The sequence below is a fragment of the Flavobacterium caeni genome (genome assembly GCF_900101895.1).
Lineage (GTDB): Bacteria > Bacteroidota > Bacteroidia > Flavobacteriales > Flavobacteriaceae > Flavobacterium > Flavobacterium caeni.
The window spans coordinates 226,104-248,419 of record NZ_FMVF01000003.1 but is presented as its reverse complement, the minus strand read 5'-3'; the positions used below and the strand labels follow the sequence as shown (position 1 = coordinate 248,419).

Here is a 22,316-nt window from a genome sequence, read left to right as displayed (position 1 = left end):
GTAAATCACCACAAAAGCAGTTTACAGGTGAATTATGGAAACAAAACTTTGGTCCTACATCAATTTCACACAATTACTCGTCATCGTCACGTTTGTCCGCGCCATGATTTACCTACCCCGAAACAGACCAAACCGAATCCTGTTGGCCATCCTTTTCGTTTGCATTTCAAACGAAGTCGTGTCGTTGATTTTTATGCTAAAGAACATCAACAATGGCTTGTTGACATCGGTAAGCATGACACTGCACAATGGGCTTTGGCTGTTGCTATTGAATACCCTTTTCGACAATAAAAAAACTACCCTGGCCATAATCTACATGTTTGTAGGCTTGGCAGCTGCAAATCTCTTTATAGGAGAAGGCACCGTTAATTTCAACTATAACACCTTTATTTTCGGCGCATTGCTGTATCTCATCGTCTATATCCGGGAAAGTTTCCGACAATTGCAAAGCGAGTCTTTTTCATTCTTTGAGGTAAATCAGTTCTTGTTGATTTCGGCACCAGTGCTGTTCTTTTTGGGGCTCAGTTTTATTTTTGGTTTTAGGGATTATCGACTTTCGGTAACAAAGGTCTACGCAGACATCCATTTGTATGCGTTTATAGGAACCATCGTCAACCTGGTCTACTACGTATTGCTCAACCTTTACATCCATCGCGAGAAAAAGCTATCCTATGTTTGAACCTATTGCATTCGGAATCATCATCGGTTTGATGTTTGTAAGCTTGATAGTATTATTCAACGTCCTCTTGGTTAAACTTTACATCCGAAAGGTAAAGACCTATACGGCGCAACTCTACCAAAAAGACCTCGACCACCAAAAATCGCTTACCGGCGCCATCATCGAAACCCAAGAACAAGTGTTCAACAACATTTCGGCCGATTTGCACGACGATGCGGGCCAGCAACTCACCTACATCAACTTCCAGATCGAGAACCTCAAACTCGATTCGGTAGCAATGCAACGCGATTTACAACCGCTGTCGGAATCGGTGCGCAAACTGTCCGATTCGATCCGCAGCATCAGCCATTCTTTGAACAACCAATTGATCGTACGACAGGATTTGGTCAAAGCCATTGGTGCCGAGGTCGAACGGTTGCGCAAAAACCCCAAATTGGATCTGACATTTTCTGTTAAAGGCGAGCCGCGGGATTTCTCGGTCGACGAGAAAATCGTCATTTACCGCATCTTTCAGGAAATCATCAACAATACCTTAAAGCATGCGGCCGCCAGCCACATCAGCGTTCGCATCAGACTCAATCCCTTGTTCGAGATGCAGGTCACCGACAACGGCAAAGGATTCTCAGCCGATCGCATCGAATCCAAAACAACGCTTGGCCTTCAAAACATGGCGACCCGCGCCACGGGCATCGGCTATCACATCGACATTATTTCTGAACCGGGCAACGGTACACGCGTGACGCTGTCTGAAAACAATCCTACTTGACATGGAAAAAATCAACATCGGCATCATAGACGACCACCAGATCGTACGCCACGGACTCAAGGAATTGTTGCACAAGATCAGTGCATTCAAGGTTACGCATGAATTCGAAAGCGGGCCCGAATTTCTGGCGGCCTTGCCCATAGACGAGCAACCCGATTTGTTCATCCTCGACTATTCGATGCCCGAAATGACGGGTGTAGAAGTGTTGCAAGCGCTCGAAAAACTCGACCGCGAATACAAGGTTTTGCTGCTTACGCAACATTTCGACGAGCAAATCATCGACGCCGCCTACCACCACGGCGCACGCGGATTCCTGCACAAAAACTGTACGGCGCACGATTTGCGTTTTGCGATCGACAACATCGTAAAAATTGGCTACAACAATGTTTCCGAAATCCTGAAGCGGATGCGCGATTACCAAGAACCGGCAACAAAAAACAAAAACGACATCCAGCTCACGGCGCGCGAATTGGAATTTCTCAAGTTGGTATGCGACGAACGTGAACTCACTTATGAGCAAATGGCCGACATTATGGGGCTTTCGGTCAAATCGATCGAAGCTTATCGCACGGCCTTGTTCGACCGTTACAACATCAAGTCTAAGGTAGGGCTTGTGCTGTTCTCTTTCAAGCACCGCATCACCGCGCCTTTTGTATAAAAAAAACTCCGCCAAAATTGACGGAGTTTCGTGGGACATACTGGGTTCGAACCAGTGACCCCTACCTTGTCGAGGTAGTGCTCTGAACCAGCTGAGCTAATGTCCCCTTGCGGATGCAAATGTAAGCCGATGTTTTGTATTTGCAAATTTTTTTGAAAAAAATCCTGTCGAATACTTCGTTTGGCTTTGGTCGAATCATGCAACAAAAACGGATTATGTTGTAAGGGAATCGCTTTTTGACGACGATAACTTTGTAAGTGTCATTCGATTCGGAAATGGCCAATCGACAAATCAAAGTTCTAAAAAAGCAGAAAATGAAAACGAAACAACCCACCGAAAAAGAACGTCTGGCGCGAAAAAGCCACTCCAAATTAGACCATTCAGGTACCGACCCAAACCGATACGGTGGCTACTATTCCGAAGAAGAGGCCCGGCAATTGGCAGGCATCAAGGACCGGACGGCCACGCGCAGTTTGATTCCCGGCGTAGACGCCAACATCGGATTTATCGAGCGCGCGCTGATGGTGGCAGCCGGATCGTACTTGCTGTACAACGCGCTTTCGGGCAAGGAAAAGAAAGTGGCGCAAAGCATCGCGGCCGGCGGTATGTTGGCGCGCGGCATCAGCGGCTATTGCCCCGTGTATGACCTCACCAGCGATCACGGCGGCAAGCTCAAAAGTTCGAGCATCAACATCCGTTCGTCGGTGGTGATCGACAAACCCGTAGACGAAGTGTATGCTTTTTGGCGCAAACTCGAAAACCTTCCCACATTCATGAACCATCTGGAAAGCGTCAAACCCATCGACAAGATCACATCGGAGTGGAAAATCAAAGGCCCGGCCGGTATCGGCTCTTTGGCTTGGAAAGCCCATATCCTGATGGACGAACCCAACAAAGTACTGAGCTGGCATTCGTTGCCCGATGCCAAAATCAGCAACTCGGGTAAAGTCTCTTTCGTCGATCTGGGCGACAAAACCGAAGTAGACCTTACGCTTTCCTACCGCGCACCCATGGGCGTTGCGGGCCAGCAAGCGGCCAAATGGCTCAATCCATGGTTCGATAAAATGGTCGCCCGGGATTTTGCAAACCTGAAATCGCATCTCGAGAACAATAAAAACACCTAACGCAACACGCTGCTTTTTGAGAAGACACCGGCCCGTCTGAAAAGATAGCCGGTGTTTTTACGAACGCTTTGCCATGAAACTATTCACCAAACAACACACCATCAACGCTTGGAACATCCTCAAGGACACCTTTGCGGGTTTTCTGGAAGACCGCGCGCTCAAACTCAGCGCCGCGCTCTCCTACTACACCGTATTTTCGATGGCGCCGTTACTGTTGCTGCTCATTTCGCTGGCCGGCGTATTCTTTGGACGCGAGGCGATACAAGGCCACGTATTCGCTGAAATCAACGGGCTGATCGGCAACCAGGCCGCAGCGCAAATCCAGGACGTCATCAAGAACATGGAATTGTCGGGCAAAACCAATCTCGCGATCGTTGTGGGTGGCATCACGTTGCTCATTGGGGCCACGTCGGTGTTTGGCGAGATCCAGGACTCGATCAATTTGATCTGGAAAGTCAAGGCCAAGCCCAAACGCGGATGGGTAAAAATCCTGCAGGACCGTTTGCTGTCGTCGTCGCTGATTGTCGGGCTGGGGTTCTTGCTGGTCGTATCATTGTTGGTCAACGGCGCGCTCGTGGCGCTCAACGATTGGCTGGTGTCGTATTTCCCCGACACGACGGTGTTGCTCTTTCGCTTGATCAACATCGGCATCAGTTTTGCGGTCATCACGCTGTTGTTCGGCATCATCTTCAAAGTCTTGCCCGATGCCAAAATTGCATGGAAGCATGTACGTATGGGCGCATTTTTCACGGCCTGCCTGTTCATGCTCGGACGCTACCTGATTGGGCTGTACATCGAGACGACAAGCGCCGGATCGGCCTATGGCGCCGCGGGCTCACTGATTGTGATTTTGGTCTGGGTATATTACACGGCGGCGATACTATATTTTGGCGCCGAGTTTACACGGGTATACGCCGAACACCGCGGTGCACGTATCGAACCCGCCGATTATGCGGTGTATGTCGAGCAACACGAACTCGAACGCAAAAGCGGTGTGATTCCGCCGCATCCGGTTAAACATGAAATTAAATAAATTATTGTTTATTAACTATTTAAGATTATTTATTTAAAGTCAATTAAACAATGTTTTCGTCATTCATTTTACGAGAAATCTGCCACCTAACTTTACAATAATTTTAAGAACAACCCGTTCAATTTGTGTTAAATTGCCAACGTTAACACTCGCTACATGGACCAGATCAAGATACTTTGGGTCGACGACGAAATCGACTTGCTCAAGCCGCACATCCTGTTTCTCGAAAAGAAAAATTACCACGTCACCACGTGCAACAACGGGCGCGACGCCGTCGATATTTTTGAAGAGCAGAATTTTGACATCGTGTTCCTCGACGAAAACATGCCCGGCATGAGCGGACTGGAAACCTTGGCCGAAATCAAGGAGAAAAAATCGGCCACGCCCGTGATCATGATCACCAAGAGCGAGGAAGAATACATCATGGAGGAAGCCATCGGGTCTAAGATCGCCGATTATTTGATCAAGCCGGTGAACCCCAACCAAATCTTGCTCAGCATCAAGAAAAACCTCGACCATTCAAGGCTCATATCCGAAAAAACCACGCTCGATTACCAAAAGGAATTCCGCAAGATTGCGATGGACATGGCCATGGTCAACTCGTTCGAAGAATGGGTAGATGTTTATAAAAAACTGCTGTTTTGGGAACTCGAACTCGAAGACATCATGGACCAAAGCATGATCGAGATCCTCGAATCGCAAAAGGTCGAGGCCAATTCGCAGTTCGGTAAATTTATCGAGCGCAATTACGAGGATTGGTTCAGCCCCAAGGCCGAAAAGCCCATCCTGTCGCACAACCTATTCAGGGAATTGGTGGTGCCCGAACTCAAGAAAAAAGAACGCCCTGTGCTGTTTGTCGTGATCGACAACCTGCGTTACGACCAATGGAAAGCATTCGAAAGCACCGTATCGAACCATTACAGGCTTGAAAAAGAGGTGCCTTATTATGCCATCTTGCCTACCGCTACACAGTATGCGCGCAACGCCATCTTCTCTGGGCTCACGCCGCTCGAGATGGAAAAACAATTTCCGCAGTACTGGAAAAACGACGTAGACGACGGCGGAAAGAACCTGTACGAAGCCGAATTCCTCACCGCGCAACTCAAACGGCTCGGGCTCAACATCAAGGAAGACTATTTCAAGATTACCAACCTGAGCGGCGGCAAAAAACTCGCCGAGAATTTCAAAGGACTCAAGGACAATGACCTGGTGACGGTGGTGTACAACTTTGTCGACATGCTCTCGCACGCCAAGACCGAAATGGACGTGGTCAAGGAACTCGCCTCGGACGACAAGGCCTACCGCTCGCTCACGGCCAGCTGGTTCAAGAATTCGCCGCTTTTGGAGATTATCCAACAGGCGCAAAAACTCGGTTTTAAACTGATTTTGACCACCGACCATGGCACGATCAACGTCAAGAATCCGTCCAAGGTGATCGGCGACAAAAACACCAGCTTGAACCTGCGATACAAAACCGGCCGCAGCCTTACGTATGAAGACCGCGACGTGTATGCCGTCAAAGACCCGAAATCGGTGGGGCTTCCGGCCATCAACATGAGCAGCTCGTACATTTTTGCCAAGAACGACTACTTCCTGGCCTATGTCAACAACTACAACCATTATGTGAGCTACTACCGCAACACCTACCAACACGGCGGGATTTCGCTCGAGGAGATGATTGTTCCGTTTTTGGTGTTCAACCCCAAATGATTTTATGGAGATAATTTTTTCGTTAAACGACATCCACGACGCCGCCAAACAAGTACGCGACGCGCAGCCATACAAAGTCATCACGTTCAACGGCGCGATGGGTGCCGGCAAGACCACATTCATCAATGCCCTGGTCAAATCGATGGGTGTCAACGACACGACGGGAAGCCCAACCTTTTCTTTAGTTAACGAATACCGAACAGCTGACAATCAGATTGTTTATCATTTTGATGTATACCGGTTGAAATCGGAAAGCGAGGCCTACGATATGGGGATGGACGAATACCTGTACTCCGACCATTGGTGCCTGATCGAATGGGCCGAGAAAATCCCGAACCTGTTGCCCGAAGTACATTCCACCATCGACATCGAGGCCTTGCCCGACGGCCGCCGCAAGCTGACTTTGCGTTGAGTTTTCTGGCCGCCGCGACCAACCAAAACGGATGTTTGTTACTTTAAAGCTTTTTCCTAACTTTAACGCTCTAAAACAACACCATGTCACTGACGCCGTTTACCAAGCAACAACTGTTGCCGCAGGAGGAAAAACTTGAAATCGCCCGACACAAGGCCGAACTCTTTATCGGCATTCCCAAAGAGACCAGCTACCAGGAACGCCGTATTTGCCTCACGCCAGACGCCGTCAATTCGCTTACCTCGCACGGTCACCGCGTCATGATCGAAGCCGGGGCCGGGGCCAGTTCGAGTTATTGCGACAAGGAGTACGCCGATGCGGGCGCCGAAATCACGGCCGATACCCAAAAGGTCCTCTCCTGCCCGATGCTGCTCAAGGTAGAACCGCTCACGATGGAGGAAATCAAACACGTCAAGCCGGGTACGGTTGTCATATCGGCCATCCAGCTCAAGACGCGTAAAAAGGAGTATTTCGAGGAACTTACCAAGAAGAAAATCACGGCATTGGCCTTTGAATACATCAAGGACGAAGACGGCTCGTATCCGGCGGTCAAATCGCTGAGCGAGATTGCGGGAACGGCCTCGATCCTGGTGGCCTCGGAGCTCATGATCAACAACGAATTCGGCAAGGGCTTGCTCTTTGGTAACATCACGGGCGTACAACCCACCGACGTGGTGATCCTTGGCGCCGGTACTGTGGGCGAATTTGCCGCAAAAACAGCGCTCGGCCTGGGCGCACACGTCAAGGTGTTCGACAATTCGATCACCAAATTGCGCCGATTGCAGAACAATTTAAACCATCCGATTTCTACATCCACCATACAGCCCAAGTCGTTGCTCAAGGCGCTCAGGCGCTGCGATGTGGCCATAGGCGCGATGCGCGGCAAGGACCGATGCCCTGTCGTGGTGACCGAAACCATGGTCGAGCACATGAAACGCGGCGCTGTCGTGGTAGACGTGAGCATCGATACCGGAGGCTGTTTCGAGACTTCCGAAGTCACCACGCACGAAAAACCGACCTACATCAAACACAACGTGATCCATTATTGCGTGCCCAACATCCCATCGCGTTATTCCAAGACCGCGTCGCTCTCGATCAGCAACATCATCACGCCCTACTTGTTGCAGATCGCCGACGACGGCGGTATCGAAGACGCCATCCGCATGAACAAAGGCCTCAAGAACGGCGTTTACCTGTACCACGGCATCCTGACCAACAAGGCCATCGGCGAATGGTTCGGGCTAAACGACAGCGACATCAATTTGATTGTGTTTTGACGCGAAACCCTTACCTTTGCGCCCGGAAACAATATTCGACCCATGACCTTTAAATACCGTTTCGCCTACTACATGGGCGGTTTCATCATCGGGATGTTCTTTGTCACGCTCATGTGGAGCGGCAAGGACACGCGTTGCAACTATTTCCCGAACGCACGCGTGCTCAACGATTTGCGCAACAAACCTTTTCACTATTCGCCCGAAGCATCGGCCGTTTTGGCCCAGCCGTGGATCGATACGGTAGACATCAAGAACACGCTCAAGCATGGCGATGTAGATTTCGACCGCAGCAACAAGCCCGTCGGTGGCGGAAAGTTGTACACCGTAGAAGGCAAGACGATGCAACAGCAGCCCATCGAGCTTGAATTGGTCAATTACTCGGAAAGGGTGTTGCTCAAGAATATCGTAAAGAAGTAAGCCGTCGGGTTATTCGCCCATTCGTTCGAGTTTCGCGCGTTGCCTGACCACGATTTTTTTGCCGACGAGTTCAATGAGTCCTAACTTATTAAACTCCGACAACAAACGGATGCAACTTTCGGTAGCGGTACCGATCATACTCGCTATTTCGTCGCGAGAGAGTTGCAATTTGAGCGTACCATCGGCATTTGTCCCAAAAGTGTCTTCGAGGTAAATCAGCGTGAGCGCCAACCGCTCCTTGACCGTCTTTTGCGCCATGTTGACCATGATATCGTCGGCTTGCTTGAGGTCGCCGCAAATCGTTTTCATCACGCCCATCGAAAAACGGTTGTTCTGGTTAAAAAAAGTAAGGATTTCAGATTTGGGGATAAAACACACCTGCATGTCCTCGAGCGCCACGGCCGACAGGTTGGCGGGTTCGTCCGAAATCATCGAGCGCTGCCCTAGCAATTCGCCTCTCTTGACCAAATGAACGATCTGGTCGCGTCCGTTCGAGCTGAGTTTGGTCATCTTGCACACGCCGTCCTTGACGCAAAACACGCCGCCAATGGTATCGCCCTCGCTAAAAATCGTTTCGCCTTTGCGTATTGTTTTAGAGGTCTTGCAGTTGGCCATGTGCACCAATTCGTCCTTGGTAAGCGCTTTAAACGAACTGAATTCACGAACGATACACTGCTCACATTTGCCCATCTGAAAAAGAATAAGATACTGCAAATTTAACCAAATTGCATGACATATATCATGTTTTTGCCCAATTTGTAGGTGCAATTTTGCCACAGGTAAATGAGCAATTATGGACACCAACCGATGTTTCCATTGCGGATTGGCGGTACCCTTTAACGAGGAGATCGTCTTTCGCGACCATTCGTTTTGCTGCCGTGGCTGTCAGACGATATTCGAAATATTCAGCGACAATGGCCTCGACGCCTATTATGATCTCGAACGATCGCCGGGCGCGCGTCCGTTGTCCGATGCCTATCAATTTGATTTTTTAGCCAACGAGCAGATTGTAGCCAAACTGCTATCGTTTGACGAAGCCAACACGCAGATTGTCTGCCTGAACATTCCGCACATCCATTGCAGCTCGTGCATCTGGATCCTCGAGAACCTGCGCAAACTCAATCCGGGCATCACTTCTTCTCAGGTCAATTTTCACGAAAAGTCGGTCAGGATCACCTACAACGCAACGCAGCTCACCCTCAAACAGGTTGTCGAATTGCTTTGCAACATTGGTTACGAACCCTATATTTCGCTCGAGCAGTACGGGAAGACCACAAAAAATACCGACCATTCGCAAACCTACAAGTTGGGCGTCGCATTCTTTTGCTTTGGCAACATCATGCTGCTGTCGTTCCCGGAATATTTTGAGTTGCAGGAATTTTGGCTCGATCATTACAAGGGCTTTTTCAGGCTGCTGATTTTTTTGCTGGCCTTGCCGAGTTTCCTTTATTCGGCCAGCGGCTACTACACTGCGGCTTGGAAAAGTTTGCGCACCAAACGGCTCAACATCGAAATCCCTATTGCGCTGGGTATCATCGTGATGTTCCTCCGCAGCGTGGTAGACATGTGGTTCGATCATGGCCCTGGTTTTTTTGACAGCCTGACAGGGCTTATCTTCTTTATGTTGCTCGGCAAGACGTTCCAGGCCAAGACCTATCGTTTCCTGAGTTTCGAACGCGACTACAAGTCGTACTTTCCCGTGGCGGTCACGCGGCTGGGCGAAGGGCGCGAGCAAAACATCCCGATCCACGATATCGAACCCGGCGACCGGCTCTTGATCCGCAACCAGGAACTCATTCCCGCCGACGGCATCCTGATGACGCCGACCGCCGACGTAGACTACAGTTTCGTGACCGGCGAATCGGTTCCGGTACGCAAACAATCGGGCGATAAACTGTTTGCGGGTGGCAGGTTGCAGGGCGCACCCATCGAAATGGATGCGTTGCAATCGGTTTCACAAAGTTACCTTACGCAATTGTGGAGCAATGCGGTTTTTGCCAAACGCGGTGCGCGCCCTATCGAGTCGATCACCAATGCGGTAAGCCAGTATTTCACCCCGGTGTTGTTGGCCGTTGCCTTTGCGGGGCTCGGTTACTGGTCGTTCATCGACCGACATACCGCGTTCAACGTGTTCACGGCGGTGCTTATCGTGGCCTGCCCGTGTGCGCTCGCACTGACGGCGCCTTTTACGTTGGGCAATGTACTCCGGTTGTACGGTCGGGCCAAATTGTACCTCAAGGATGCCAACGTCATTGAGCGGATGGCCAAGATCGATACGCTGGTTTTCGACAAGACGGGGACCATCACTTCGGCCAGCCAATCGCAAATCAGCTACCAAGGGAGCGCGCTTTCGGGCAGCAAGCTGACGGCGCTCAAAAACGCGGTCAGGGCGTCGAACCATCCGCTGAGCCGACTGCTGTACCAACACCTTCCCGCAACCGAAACCTTATCGGTCGATACTTTCGAGGAAACGCCGGGACAGGGCCTCGAAGCCAACATCCTGGGGCATCGTATTCGGGTCGGGTCGGCACCGTTTGTGGGTGCATTCGACCAGTTGACCGCAACGCAAACCAAAGTCTTTGTCTCGATAGACGATGTTGTGCTGGGCGTTTTTACCTTTCACAGCCAATACCGCGACGGGCTCCAGCCGCTGTTGGCAGGGCTCGCGCAACACTACACCATAAAAGTGCTGTCGGGTGACAACGACGGCGAGCGGCAAACACTCGAAAAGCTATTGCCGCCACAAACCGAGATGGTATTCGACCAAAAGCCCGACCAAAAACTGGCCTTCATCAAGCAATTGCAGGACAACGGCCACCGCATCATGATGATTGGCGACGGGCTCAACGATGCGGGCGCGCTTGCGCAAAGCGATGTCGGCATCGCGATTTCAGAAAACGTCAACGTGTTCTCGCCCGCCTGCGATGGCATACTCGATGCTTCGGCATTTGCGCAAATGAACGACTTCATGCGGCTCTCCAAAAAGGCGATGCGCACCATACGGTGGAGTTTTGCGCTGTCGTTGCTGTACAACATCGTGGGGCTATCGTTTGCGCTCTCGGGGCAATTGTTGCCGCTGGTGGCCGCCATCATCATGCCTTTGAGCACCGTTACGATCATTGGGTTCGTGACGCTCCTGAGCAACTTCGATGCGCGACGGCTGCAAATAACAAGGCAAAAACCAAAGCATGACAAATATCATGGTTTGGGCGAAACGGCCTCGGTAATTTTGAACTATAAATCGGCGGTATGAGTGTCATGTATCTTTTGATTTCGATCAGCATTGCTGTGGCGATAGGTTTTTTCATCGCCTTTGTTCGCGCAGTAAGGTCCGGGCAGTACGAAGACGATTATACGCCGTCTGTACGCATGTTGTTCGACGACGAACTCAAAAAGCCCGAGCCTACAACCAAGAATCCAAATAAACAACCCTGATATGGAAATACAGCAATTTTACTACGACAACAAGATTGTCAAAAAATTCATCTATGCGACCATCGCATTTGGCGTGATCGGAATGGCCGTGGGGCTCCTGCTCGCCTTTCTGTTCCTGTTCCCGAACCTCACCGATGGCGTCTCGTTTTTGAGCTTTGGCCGATTGCGCCCGTTGCACACCAATGCCGTCATCTTTGCATTTGTCGGCAATGCGATGTTTGCGGGCATTTACTATTCGATGCAACGCCTGCTCAAGGCGCGCATGTTCAGTGATTTCCTGAGCAACCTGCATTTCTGGGGTTGGCAGGCCATTATCCTTGCGGCGGCCATTTCGCTCCCGATGGGCTATTCGTCGTCTAAGGAATACGCCGAATTGGAATGGCCTATCGATCTGGCCATTGCCTTGGTTTGGGTGGTGTTCGGCATCAACATGATCGGTACGATCCTGCGCCGACGCGAACGGCACATGTATGTGGCCATTTGGTTTTACCTGGCGACATTCGTGACCGTGGCGGTGTTGCACATCTTTAACAGCATCGAATTACCCGTCTCGGCGATGAAAAGCTATTCGGTATACGCGGGTGTACAGGACGCGCTCGTACAATGGTGGTATGGGCACAATGCGGTGGCGTTCTTTTTGACCACGCCGTTTTTAGGTTTAATGTATTACTTTGTGCCCAAGGCCGCCAACCGTCCGGTGTATTCGTACCGGTTGTCCATCATCCACTTTTGGTCGTTGATCTTTATCTACATCTGGGCCGGACCGCACCACCTGTTGTATTCGGCGTTGCCCAATTGGGCGCAGAACCTGGGCGTGGTTTTCTCGATCATGCTGATCGCGCCATCGTGGGGCGGTATGATCAACGGCTTGCTGACTTTGCGTGGCGTATGGGACAAAGTGCGCACCGAACCCGTACTGAAATTTTTTGTCGTGGCCATCACGGGCTATGGCATGGCCACATTCGAAGGCCCGATGCTTTCGCTCAAGAACGTCAACGGGATCGCGCACTTTACCGACTGGATCATCGCACACGTACACGTGGGGGCCATGGCCTGGAACGGATTCCTGGCCTTTGGTATGATTTACTGGCTGATCCCGCGCATGACCAAGGGACCGTTGTATTCGACCAGACTCGCGAACGCACACTTTTGGATCGGCACGCTCGGCATCGTCATCTATACCTTGCCGTTGTACGTCGCAGGATTCGTCCAGGCCTCGATGTGGAAGCAGTTTAACCCCGACGGTACGCTTACTTACGGCAACTTCCTCGAAACCGTACAGCAAATCATCCCGATGTACTGGATGCGCGCCATTGGCGGGACCATGTATATCGTTGGATTGTTTATCCTGCTGTACAACATCGTCAAAACCGTACGACAAAACGCCGCGGTTACCGATGAACTGGCCGAGGCGCCCGAGCTCGAACGATTGACCAACAAACGCGTCAAGGGCGAAAAATTCCATCCTTGGCTCGAACGCAGACCGATCCAACTCACGATTTTGGCCACGATCGCGATCCTGATTGGCGGCGTCATCCAGATTGTACCCACGTTGATGGTCAAATCGAACATCCCTACCATCGCTTCGGTAAAACCGTATACGCCGCTCGAGCTGGAAGGCCGCGATCTTTACATCCGAGAGGGGTGTGTGGGCTGCCATTCGCAAATGGTGCGGCCGTTCCGCAGCGAGGTCGAACGGTACGGGCCGCAGTCGAAGGCGGGCGAATTCGTGTACGACCACCCGTTTTTGTGGGGCTCCAAACGCACCGGCCCCGATTTGCTGCGCGTGGGTGAAAAATACAACGACAACTGGCATTTCAACCACATGTGGGATCCGCAGAGCACGTCGGCGGGGTCGATCATGCCGGGTTACAAATGGTTGTTCGACAACAAGCCGCTCGACCTATCGGACCTGGAAAACAAAATGCGCGTGATGCAAAAATTGGGCGTACCCTACACCGATGCCGAAGTCGCATCTGCGCGGCAGGACTTGTTTGAGCAGGCGCTGCGCATCGAGAAGAACCTCCACTCCGATCCCGATTTTACCAAGAGTTACCAGGAGAGCCAAAAGAAAGCCGATGCCAGGGGCGAGAAATTCATCCCGATGCACCAGCGTGAAATCGTTGCGATGATCGCCTACATCCAACGGCTCGGCACCGATATCAAAGTCAAGGAAACCGCTAAAAAATAAGACCATGTTCGAACAAATCAAACACAATATGGAAACCATTTCGGGGGTATCCATTTATCCGATCCTTTCGCTGCTGATTTTCTTTTTGTTTTTCGTCACGCTTGGCATCTGGGTGTTCTCGTACCGAAAGGAAAAACTCGCCGAACTCAGCCACATGCCCATCAACGAAACCGACCAACCCTTAAACCCTGAACCATGAAACAGTATTTTCCTGCCTGGCTGCGCGTCCCGGTGTTTTTCTTTACGGCCTTTGGTTTGATCGAATTCCTCGTAGATTCGGGCGATCGTCCTGCCTTTATGAAGTATCCGATCATCATGCTGGTGTTGTTCATTTTCCTGTTCGTGCTTGTCGCCTTCGAGATCATGAACGCGGCCATCGCCAACATCATCTACCAATTGTTGTCGGACGACGAAAAAAAGCAACGCCAATACGAAGAAGACCACCCAATACCGCTCACCCAACGCGTCTGGTACAAGCGATTGATGGAAAAACTCACCCGTTCGCAACCCATCGAAAACGAAGCCGTGGTGATGATGAGCCACAATTACGACGGCATCCAGGAACTCGACAACAGGCTCCCGCCCTGGTGGACCTATCTGTTTTACGGATGCATTGTATTTAGTGTCGTGTATCTGGTGAAATATGAAATGTTGGGCGGCGACGACCAGGAAACCGAACTGCGCAAAGAAATGGCGCAGGCCAAGATCGATGTGGCGCAGTACATGCTCACGGCCCCCGATCAAATGGACGAAAGCAAGGTCACGCAACTCACCGCCCCCGACGAACTCGCCAAGGGCAAATCGATTTACGATACCAATTGTGCGGCCTGTCACCGCGCAGACGGTGGTGGACAAATTGGGCCAAACCTGACCGACGCGCACTGGATTTTTGGCGGCAGCATCAAAAACCTGTTCCACACCATCACCAATGGCGGTCGCGACGGCAAGGGCATGGTAGCCTGGAATACGACGCTCAAACCCACCGAAATACAATATGTGGCGAGTTACATTTTGTCGCTTCAAGGCACCAACCCGAAAGACGCCAAGGCCGCCGAGGGCGATTTGTGGGTAGATCCCGAAAAGCAACCCGCCGAACCTAAAAAGTAAGCCATGAAAAACGAAGCGTTCCGGGACACCATCGGCACGTTGGACGAAACGGGAAAGCGCAAATTTGTGTTCCCCAAAAAGCCAAGCGGAAAATTTTACCGCTACCGCAAATGGGTGAGTTATGTATTGCTCGCGATTTTGGTGGCCAATCCGTTCGTGAAAATCAACGGCAACCAATTCATGCTGTTCGATGTGCTGGAGCGGCGTTTCAACATATTTGGATTTCCGTTCTGGCCGCAGGATTTTTACCTTTTCGTGGTTGTCCTGATTGCCATGGTCGTGTTCGTGGTCTTGTTTACCGCGGCATTCGGACGCATTTTTTGCGGTTGGATTTGCCCGCAAACGATTTTCATGGAAATGGTCTTCAGACGTATCGAGTATTGGATCGATGGCGATCGCGGCGCGCAGATGCGACTCGACAAACAACCATGGGATGCCGAAAAAATCCGTAAGCGGTTGCTCAAATGGAGCATCTTCTTTCTCATTTCGTTTGGCATCGCCAATATTTTCCTGGCCTATGTGATCGGCAGCGATGCGTTGGCTTTGATGATGCAGCAAGGGCCCGTCAAGCAATCGGGCAATTTTGTCGCGCTGCTGATCTTTACCGGCGTGTTCTATTTCATCTATGTGTGGTTTCGCGAACAGGTGTGCATCATCGCGTGTCCATATGGCCGATTGCAGGGCGTTTTGCTCGACAACCAGTCGATCAATGTGGCGTATGATTTTGTGCGCGGCGAAAAAGAACTGGGTCGCGCCAAATTCAACAAAAAGGAAGACCGCGCGGCATCGGGCAAGGGCGATTGCATCGACTGCAAACAATGTGTAAACGTATGCCCTACGGGTATCGACATCCGCAACGGCATCCAATTGGAGTGCGTCAACTGTACGGCCTGTATCGACGAATGCGATGCCATCATGGACAGCGTGGGTTTGCCCAAAGGACTGATCCGCTATGCGTCCGAAGACGAAATCAAGAAGAAGGCGCCGTTCCGTTTCACGACACGCATGAAAGGCTATACGGCCGTACTGGGCATCATTGTCGGGATTTTGATCGGGCTTTTGTTTTTGCGCAACGATGTCGAAGCCGATATCCTGAGGCTGCCCGGGCAACTCTACCAGCACAAAGGCGACAAGATCAGCAACGTATACACGTTCAAGATTGTCAACAAAACCGTGCACGACATCAACAACGTACGGTTTGCGCTGATCGGACAAAAAGGAAAAATCATTCCCGTTGGACAACAAACGATCAAACTTAAAAAACAAGGGATGGCGCAGGGGACGTTGTTTGTCGAGATACACCAATACCTGCTCGACGGCGAAAAAACCAAGTTGCGCATCGGCATTTACCAAAACCAGACGTTGATCGAAACGGCCACGACCAATTTTCTCGGGCCAAGACATTTCGATTAGCGATTTGAACAAAAAACGTTTGTATCGTCAAGACAGACAAAAAAATTAGATCAATACGTAATAAACAAGAAATCATGAAACTCAATTGGGGCACTTCGATCGTCATCGCGTTTGGCGCATTCATCGCCTTCATCGGCTATTTTATCGTCAAGGTACAAAGCAACTCGGCGTATGACAACGAGTTGGTGGTAGAAGAATACTATAAAAAGGACGCGGCCTACTCGGCCGAATTCAACAAGTTCCAAAACGCGCAAAGCCTTTCGCTAAAACCCACGATCGTCAAAACCCAGGCGGGCGTGCTGGTCACGTTCCCCAAAAAACAATTTCCAAAAACCCTAGAAGGCAAAGTGTCCCTGTACCGGCCGTCTGCAAAAAAATTGGATTTCGAACACCCGTTCCAAACCCAAGATTCCACATTGCTCATACCTAAACAGGAATTTGCGGGCGGCAACTGGGACATCGTCCTGTACTGGATTTACGACGGAAAAGAATACCTGCTCAAACAAAAAATGTACCTGTGATGTGGGTTTCGGCCATTCTGCTCGGGCTCATCAGCAGCCTGCATTGCATTGGAATGTGCGGCCCCATCGCGATGATGTTACCCGTCTCGCGCAACCCCGGTAAAAAGACGCTGCAACTGCTCACCTATCACTTCGGGCGTATCCTCGCCTACGCGACCATCGGGCTTATCTTCGGGACACTCGGGCGCGGATTCCACCTGGCCGGCTGGCAACAATACCTTTCTATTTTTGCGGGCGTCGGGATGCTCCTGGTGGCATTTGTCCCTGAACGCCAATTGGCGCGCTATAATTTCTCGAAGCCTTTGTACAGGTTGTTGTCGAAAATCAAATCGGCGTTGGGACAACGGCTCCGTAACCCGTCTTTTACTTCATTGTTAACTATCGGGTTGCTCAACGGATTCTTGCCGTGCGCAATGGTATACGCCGCGTTGTTCGGGGCTTTGGCCTCAGACAGCATCGTAGCGTCGGTTGGGTTCATGACGCTGTATGGCATAGGGACGATTCCGCTCATGACCACCGTGGTTTATCTGCAACAGTGGTTGACCCATCCGTTGCGGCAACGCATCCAGAAAGTGATCCCATATGCCTTGGCGTGTCTCGGGATCTTGTTTGTCTTGCGCGGGCTGGGGTTGGATATTGACCATGTATCGCCTTCTGCCCTACAACTTTTTGTACAAACTACGCCGAACTGCAAATAAAAAAACCGCCATCCTTTTCAGGGGCGGTTCTTTCAACGCAAACGCTTTTGTATCGTCTTTCAGACGGTCATCGAAAACAGCTGGGTTCCCGGCAAACGGCGCTTCATACGCAGGTCGAATGCCATACAGATGTTGCGTACAAAACCCCTCCCGGATTCGGTCACAAAAACAGTATCGTTTTCAATCGACAGCAAACCGTCGGCTTCCATCGGGCGCAACGCTTCGACGATTTCTTTTTGCTGGGAAAGCGGCAGGCTATCGGTCAGGGTCGTTTGGAACCGGCACATCAAATCGAGGATGTACCCGCGTATGGCCACGTCTTCGGGCGTGAGCAAATGCCCTTTGACGACCGGCAAACGGTCCCATTCGAGCAACTGGTGGTAATCTTCGAGGTCTTTGGTATTTTGCGCAAACGCCTGCCAGCTGTCGCCAATGGCCGATACGCCCAACCCGATCAACATCTTGGTTTGCGATGTCCCGTATCCCATGAAATTGCGGTGAAGCGTGCCCGAACGAAAGGCCGCATACAGCGCATCGGACGGCAACGCAAAATGGTCCATCCCGATTTCGACGTAGCCGTGCAATTCCAGTAACTTTTTGCCGATCTCATACAGGATTTTCTTCTCGCCGTCCTTGGGGATGTCGTCGTCCTTGAACCCGCGCTGGCCGTTGCCCTTGATCCAGGGCACGTGCGCATAGCTGTAGAAAGCGATGCGGTCGGGCCGCAGCGTCCTGGTTTTTTCGATCGTATCGACCACATCTTCGACGCCCTGCAAAGGCAACCCAAAAATGATGTCGTGGCCCACCGACGTATACCCGATGTCGCGCGCCCAAATGGTTACACGCGCCACGTTGCTGTAGGGCTGAACGCGGTTGATGGCTTGCTGCACGCGATCGGAATAGTCCTGCACGCCAAAACTCACGCGCCTGAACCCCAAATCGTAAAGCTTTTGCAGGTGTTCGCGTGTGGTGTTGTTCGGATGTCCTTCGAAACTCAAATCGCAATCACTTGATTTTTGGGCCAACGAAAAAATGCCGTTGATCAAATCCTCGAGGTTTTTGGGCGAGAAAAAAGTAGGTGTCCCGCCACCCAGGTGAAGTTCCCTGACAAGCGGTTTTTCGTCGAACAAACGACAATACAAACGCCACTCCTTGAGCACGGCCTGTACATAAGGATGCTCCACCGCATGGTTCTTGGTGATGCGCTTGTGGCAACCGCAAAAGGTGCACATGCTTTCGCAAAACGGCAAATGAAGATAAAGGCTTAGCCCTTGCTCTCGATTTTGGTGGTAGGCGGTCTTGAAGGTTTGTTCCCAGTGCGGATAGTCAAAATCGGTGTCCCAATACGGCACCGTTGGGTAGCTGGTGTAGCGCGGTCCCGGAACGTTGTATTTTTGGATCAGTGTTTCCATCGCTTGTCAGTTTAGGTGTACGTGTGACGGAATCGGGTGCTGCGGCGCATCGAGCAATTCATGGTATTTGCGGTCGATCCATTCGCGGTGGTCGGGATGCGCGATGGCCACCAATGCCTTGGCGCGTTGCTTGAGTGTCTTGCCATACAAATCGGCGATACCGTACTCGGTGATGATGTATTGCGCATGCGAACGCGTGGTGACTACCCCCGCGCCCTGCTTGAGGAACGGCACGATGCGGCTCTCCCCTTTTTTGGTGACCGACGGCAGCGCGATGATCGCCTTTCCGCCTTCGGACAATGCCGCGCCGCGGATAAAATCCATTTGGCCGCCCACGCCCGAATACATGCGCGCACCAATCGAATCGGCACACACCTGACCGGTCAAGTCGACCTCAATGGCCGAGTTGATGGCCACCATTTTGGGATTCCTCCTGATTACGGCCGTGTCGTTCACATACGACGATTCGCGCATTTCGACAAACGGGTTGTCGTTGACAAAGTCGTACAACCGTTGCGACCCGATCAAAAACGTAGCCAGCGCACGGCCTTTGCCCACGCCCTTGTACCTGCAATTGATGACGCCTTTTTCGATGAGGTCGATCACGCCGTCCGAGAACATTTCGGTATGCAGTCCTAAATCTTTATGGCTTGTCAAGTTCGAAAGCGCGGCGTTCGGAATCGAGCCGATCCCCATCTGCAACGTGCTTTTGTCGTCGATGAGCGAAGCGATGTGCTTGCCGATTTGCTGTTCGGTTTCGGAAATGGCATCGGGCGCATGCCCAAAAATAGGCGTATCGACCTCGACCATATAATCGATTTCGGCAACATGGATGATGCCGTCGCCAAACGTACGCGGCATTTGCGGATTGACTTGCGCAATGACGGTTTTGGCCTGCCTGATGGCCGACAGCGTCGCTTCGACCGAAACCCCAAGCGAGCAATACCCATGCGCATCGGGAGGCGAAACATGGATCAGCACCGTATCGAGCGCGATCGCGCCTTTGCGAAACAAATGCGGAAGCTCGCTCAAAAACACCGGCGTATAGGAACCGTTGCCCGCGGCCAACGTATGCCGGACATTCTTTCCTATAAAAAACGAATTGACGTGGAATGCATAAGACAAAGCCGGATTGGCGTACGGCGCGGCGCCTTCGGTATGCAGGTGGCAAATTTCTACGTTGCGCAGTTCGCTACCGCGTTGGCTGAGCGCCTTGACGAGTACTTCGGGCGCAGCGGCGGCGGCCTGGACGTAAACGCGCGAATTCGAGGTGATGCTTTGTACGGCTTGTTCGGCGGTGGTGTATCGGGTCATAACTATATTTTCCGACAAATTTAGCGCGCCGCTTTGCCGCAAAATATGATTTTAGTCATGTTATTGCCGTTTCGCGCATTTTCGTGGTCGCGTATTCTAGGACATTACTTTTTTAAAAGGGTAATTCTTCAAAACCTGTTGTGAAATTTCTGTTGTAAAAAAAACACAACAGATTTTTTACAACAGAATTTGTGTGACATAATGACATTTTATGTGAAAATGTCACAGGTTTTTGTGTGACATAAAAATATTTTGTGTAAAAATGTAACAAAGAAAAATTACAGAACATGATCCCAAAGTTTTACTTAGGTGTATTTTAGGATCACGGCCGCGGCACAACTTAATGTTGATTTAATGCGGGTTATACGCTTTATTCGTATGTTTGCCCCTGACTAACACGCAGGTTACCGCCTTGGAACGGTAACCGGCCCATACCACACCCTATGCAAAAGTTCATCAGGACCGCGTTGTTGTGCGTCTTTTTACACGTTGGCGCATTTTCGTCGGCACAGGTCACGCTGCTTGACCAAACCCTGCTCACCGAGGCCAGTTTCAACACCTTTACACCCGTGAGTGTTACGGGTACGCAGGGCTGGTATTTCAACGCACTTTACGGCGCGCTTTGCAGCGGATACACGGGCGGTCAGAGTTACGAGAACGAGGATTGGTTTGTAGGTCCAGCGGTCAACCTGTCGCAAACCGACAACGTCAAACTCACCTTTAGCCATACGCGCGGCAACGCCTCGGTACTCCAGGTGGGCGTGGCCCAAGGCTGGTATAAGGTTTTTGCCACGGCCAGCTACACAGGCAATCCAACCACCACCACGTGGGTCGAACTCACCGGATTCGACCAGAACGTTCCCGCGGCCTGGCAGTACATTTCTTCAGGCGCGTTGACGATTCCCGAGGCGGCCAAATCGAGCCAATCGCGCATCGCATTCCGCTACCAATCGAGCGCCACGCAAAGCGCCACATGGGAAATCAAGAACGTCAGGATCGTGGGCGAACCGCAATCGACCAATACTGCGGCGGGGAGCTTCAAGATCACCAACTGGAATACCGAATGGCTGGGCTGCACGCAGTTCGGCCCTACCGACGAGAACCTGCAATTGGCCAACGTGGCCGAGGCCATGCTTGCGATGAATTCGGATATTTATTGTCTTCAGGAAGTGTCGAACAACGCATCGTCGCCCACACTTTCGGCGCTACTTTCGTTGATGGGCACGGCCCAATGGGACGGACGCATCATGCCCAACAGCACCGATGATTGCGACCAACGTCAGGCCATCATCTTTAAGAAATCGCGGGTGCAATTCGTCGGTTCGGTACAACTCAGCAGCGGCAATGCTGCGCAGGGCAATTCGTATTACTACAATTGGTCGAGCGGACGGTATCCATCGGTATACAACGTCAACCTGGTTGCGGGCACCACGCTCGTGCCGCTTACTTTGGTGAACATCCACGCCAAGGCCGAAGACGGCAGCGCCATGGCCTACACGCGCAGGCTGGGCGGATCAGAAGGTTTGAAGACAATTCTTGATGGCGCGAACTACAACACCAAAAATGTAGTCCTTGTAGGCGATTTCAACGATTACCTGATTGGAACGACCAGCAACACGTGCAATTGTAGCGATTCGCCTTTCAAGAATTTCATCGACGATGCCAACGATTACGACGGCATCACCAAAAACCACTTCGACGTCGAGGTTACGTGGGAAGACCGCCCAATCATCGAACACTTTGTCATTTCGAACGAATTGTTCGACCATTTTGTCGCGGGAAGCGTCACGCAGGAATTGGCCGTTTCACAAAGCATCCCGAGCTTTAACTGGACCACGTCGAACCACTTGCCCGTGAGCGCCACGTTTCAGTTCGCGGTATTGGACACCCAAGGATTTGACCAAACCAAAGACACCTGGACGGTATACCCGAACCCGGTTCGCGACGTGCTCAGGTTTGAACCGGACGGCACAAACGCCGCTGCGGTTTACGACCTGATGGGCCGCAAAATGTCGACGTCTACCGCAAACGCCAATGCAATAGAGGTATCGCATTTGCCCGCCGGGGTTTATCTGTTGCGTATGGGTGATCGGCAAGCCAAATTTGTAAAGCAATAACGCATCGGGGATATTACGCTAGCTAAAGTTTC

General features: G+C 51.4%; 21 protein-coding genes and 1 tRNA gene. 18 read left to right on the top strand and 4 right to left on the bottom strand.

The window, feature by feature from the left end; translation table 11 throughout:
* The first annotated feature begins 34 nt into the window (after positions 1–34).
* From BLP55_RS03445 to BLP55_RS03435, 3 genes are read left to right on the top strand one after another with little or no spacing between them, the layout of a single operon-like run.
* A complete protein-coding gene (locus BLP55_RS03445) occupies positions 35–679 on the top strand; it encodes a hypothetical protein (RefSeq protein WP_091140928.1) in 645 nt (214 codons plus the stop codon).
* A complete protein-coding gene (locus BLP55_RS03440; RefSeq protein WP_091140927.1) occupies positions 672–1,445 on the top strand; it encodes a sensor histidine kinase in 774 nt (257 codons plus the stop codon). Before BLP55_RS03445 ends, BLP55_RS03440 begins: the two co-directional genes overlap by 8 nt.
* Before the next feature lies 1 nt (position 1,446).
* Positions 1,447–2,103 carry a response regulator transcription factor gene (locus BLP55_RS03435; protein ID WP_091140926.1) on the top strand — a complete coding sequence of 219 codons (657 nt, stop codon included), beginning with the start codon at positions 1,447–1,449 and terminating at the stop codon, positions 2,101–2,103.
* A gap of 31 nt (positions 2,104–2,134) precedes the next feature.
* Here the strand turns inward: BLP55_RS03435 and BLP55_RS03430 are convergent.
* Positions 2,135–2,209: transfer RNA gene (locus tag BLP55_RS03430), tRNA-Val, on the bottom strand.
* Positions 2,210–2,417: 208 nt separating this feature from the next.
* Between BLP55_RS03430 and BLP55_RS03425 the strand changes: the two genes are divergently transcribed.
* The 6 genes from BLP55_RS03425 (at position 2,418) to BLP55_RS03400 (ending at position 8,076) form a co-directional block, all read left to right on the top strand.
* Entirely contained in the window at positions 2,418–3,227 is an 810-nt protein-coding gene (locus tag BLP55_RS03425) for an SRPBCC family protein (RefSeq protein WP_091141051.1), read from the top strand.
* Between the two features lie 73 nt (positions 3,228–3,300).
* Complete coding sequence (locus tag BLP55_RS03420; RefSeq protein ID WP_091140925.1) at positions 3,301–4,260, top strand: YihY/virulence factor BrkB family protein; 960 nt, start codon at positions 3,301–3,303, stop codon at positions 4,258–4,260.
* A gap of 156 nt (positions 4,261–4,416) precedes the next feature.
* On the top strand, positions 4,417–5,970 hold the full coding sequence (porX, locus tag BLP55_RS03415) for a T9SS response regulator signal transducer PorX (protein WP_091140924.1): 1,554 nt from the start codon (positions 4,417–4,419) through the stop codon (positions 5,968–5,970).
* 4 nt (positions 5,971–5,974) lie between these two features.
* A complete protein-coding gene (tsaE, locus tag BLP55_RS03410; protein ID WP_091140923.1) occupies positions 5,975–6,382 on the top strand; it encodes a tRNA (adenosine(37)-N6)-threonylcarbamoyltransferase complex ATPase subunit type 1 TsaE in 408 nt (135 codons plus the stop codon).
* A gap of 83 nt (positions 6,383–6,465) precedes the next feature.
* Complete coding sequence (locus BLP55_RS03405) at positions 6,466–7,659, top strand: alanine dehydrogenase (protein WP_091140922.1); 1,194 nt, start codon at positions 6,466–6,468, stop codon at positions 7,657–7,659.
* 42 nt (positions 7,660–7,701) lie between these two features.
* A complete protein-coding gene (locus BLP55_RS03400) occupies positions 7,702–8,076 on the top strand; it encodes a DUF4258 domain-containing protein (RefSeq protein ID WP_091140921.1) in 375 nt (124 codons plus the stop codon).
* Between the two features lie 9 nt (positions 8,077–8,085).
* Here the strand turns inward: BLP55_RS03400 and BLP55_RS03395 are convergent, their stop codons facing one another.
* The gene (locus BLP55_RS03395; RefSeq protein ID WP_091140920.1) at positions 8,086–8,766 is read right to left on the bottom strand and encodes a Crp/Fnr family transcriptional regulator; all 681 of its coding nucleotides are present in this window, start codon (positions 8,764–8,766) and stop codon (positions 8,086–8,088) included.
* Between the two features lie 103 nt (positions 8,767–8,869).
* Between BLP55_RS03395 and BLP55_RS03390 the strand changes: the two genes are divergently transcribed.
* The 8 genes from BLP55_RS03390 to BLP55_RS03355 all read left to right on the top strand — a co-directional run bounded on the left by BLP55_RS03390 (position 8,870) and on the right by BLP55_RS03355 (position 17,441).
* On the top strand, positions 8,870–11,329 hold the full coding sequence (locus BLP55_RS03390; protein ID WP_091140919.1) for a heavy metal translocating P-type ATPase: 2,460 nt from the start codon (positions 8,870–8,872) through the stop codon (positions 11,327–11,329).
* Entirely contained in the window at positions 11,326–11,511 is a 186-nt protein-coding gene (ccoS, locus tag BLP55_RS03385) for a cbb3-type cytochrome oxidase assembly protein CcoS (protein ID WP_091140918.1), read from the top strand. Before BLP55_RS03390 ends, ccoS begins: the two co-directional genes overlap by 4 nt.
* A 1-nt stretch (position 11,512) precedes the next feature.
* On the top strand, positions 11,513–13,702 hold the full coding sequence (ccoN, locus tag BLP55_RS03380; RefSeq protein WP_091140917.1) for a cytochrome-c oxidase, cbb3-type subunit I: 2,190 nt from the start codon (positions 11,513–11,515) through the stop codon (positions 13,700–13,702).
* A 4-nt stretch (positions 13,703–13,706) separates the two neighbouring features.
* Positions 13,707–13,901: a CcoQ/FixQ family Cbb3-type cytochrome c oxidase assembly chaperone gene (locus tag BLP55_RS03375; RefSeq protein ID WP_091140916.1), complete on the top strand. Its 195-nt coding sequence runs from the start codon at positions 13,707–13,709 to the stop codon at positions 13,899–13,901.
* Entirely contained in the window at positions 13,898–14,809 is a 912-nt protein-coding gene (locus tag BLP55_RS03370) for a cbb3-type cytochrome c oxidase N-terminal domain-containing protein (protein ID WP_091140915.1), read from the top strand. Before BLP55_RS03375 ends, BLP55_RS03370 begins: the two co-directional genes overlap by 4 nt.
* 3 nt (positions 14,810–14,812) lie before the next feature.
* Complete coding sequence (gene ccoG, locus BLP55_RS03365) at positions 14,813–16,222, top strand: cytochrome c oxidase accessory protein CcoG (protein ID WP_091140914.1); 1,410 nt, start codon at positions 14,813–14,815, stop codon at positions 16,220–16,222.
* A 74-nt stretch (positions 16,223–16,296) separates the two neighbouring features.
* The gene (locus BLP55_RS03360) at positions 16,297–16,743 is read left to right on the top strand and encodes a FixH family protein (protein WP_091140913.1); all 447 of its coding nucleotides are present in this window, start codon (positions 16,297–16,299) and stop codon (positions 16,741–16,743) included.
* On the top strand, positions 16,743–17,441 hold the full coding sequence (locus tag BLP55_RS03355; RefSeq protein WP_091140912.1) for a sulfite exporter TauE/SafE family protein: 699 nt from the start codon (positions 16,743–16,745) through the stop codon (positions 17,439–17,441). The genes BLP55_RS03360 and BLP55_RS03355 overlap by 1 nt, the downstream gene beginning before the upstream one ends.
* A 59-nt stretch (positions 17,442–17,500) precedes the next feature.
* On the opposite strand, the gene hemN is transcribed toward BLP55_RS03355, so the two are convergent.
* Entirely contained in the window at positions 17,501–18,853 is a 1,353-nt protein-coding gene (gene hemN / locus BLP55_RS03350) for an oxygen-independent coproporphyrinogen III oxidase (protein ID WP_091140911.1), read from the bottom strand.
* A gap of 6 nt (positions 18,854–18,859) precedes the next feature.
* Positions 18,860–20,167, bottom strand: a complete 1,308-nt coding sequence (locus BLP55_RS03345; RefSeq protein ID WP_091140910.1) for an acetyl-CoA hydrolase/transferase family protein — start codon at positions 20,165–20,167, stop codon at positions 18,860–18,862.
* 443 nt (positions 20,168–20,610) lie between these two features.
* Between BLP55_RS03345 and BLP55_RS03340 the strand changes: the two genes are divergently transcribed.
* Positions 20,611–22,284: a T9SS-dependent choice-of-anchor J family protein gene (locus BLP55_RS03340; RefSeq protein WP_091140909.1), complete on the top strand. Its 1,674-nt coding sequence runs from the start codon at positions 20,611–20,613 to the stop codon at positions 22,282–22,284.
* The last annotated feature ends 32 nt before the right edge of the window (positions 22,285–22,316 follow it).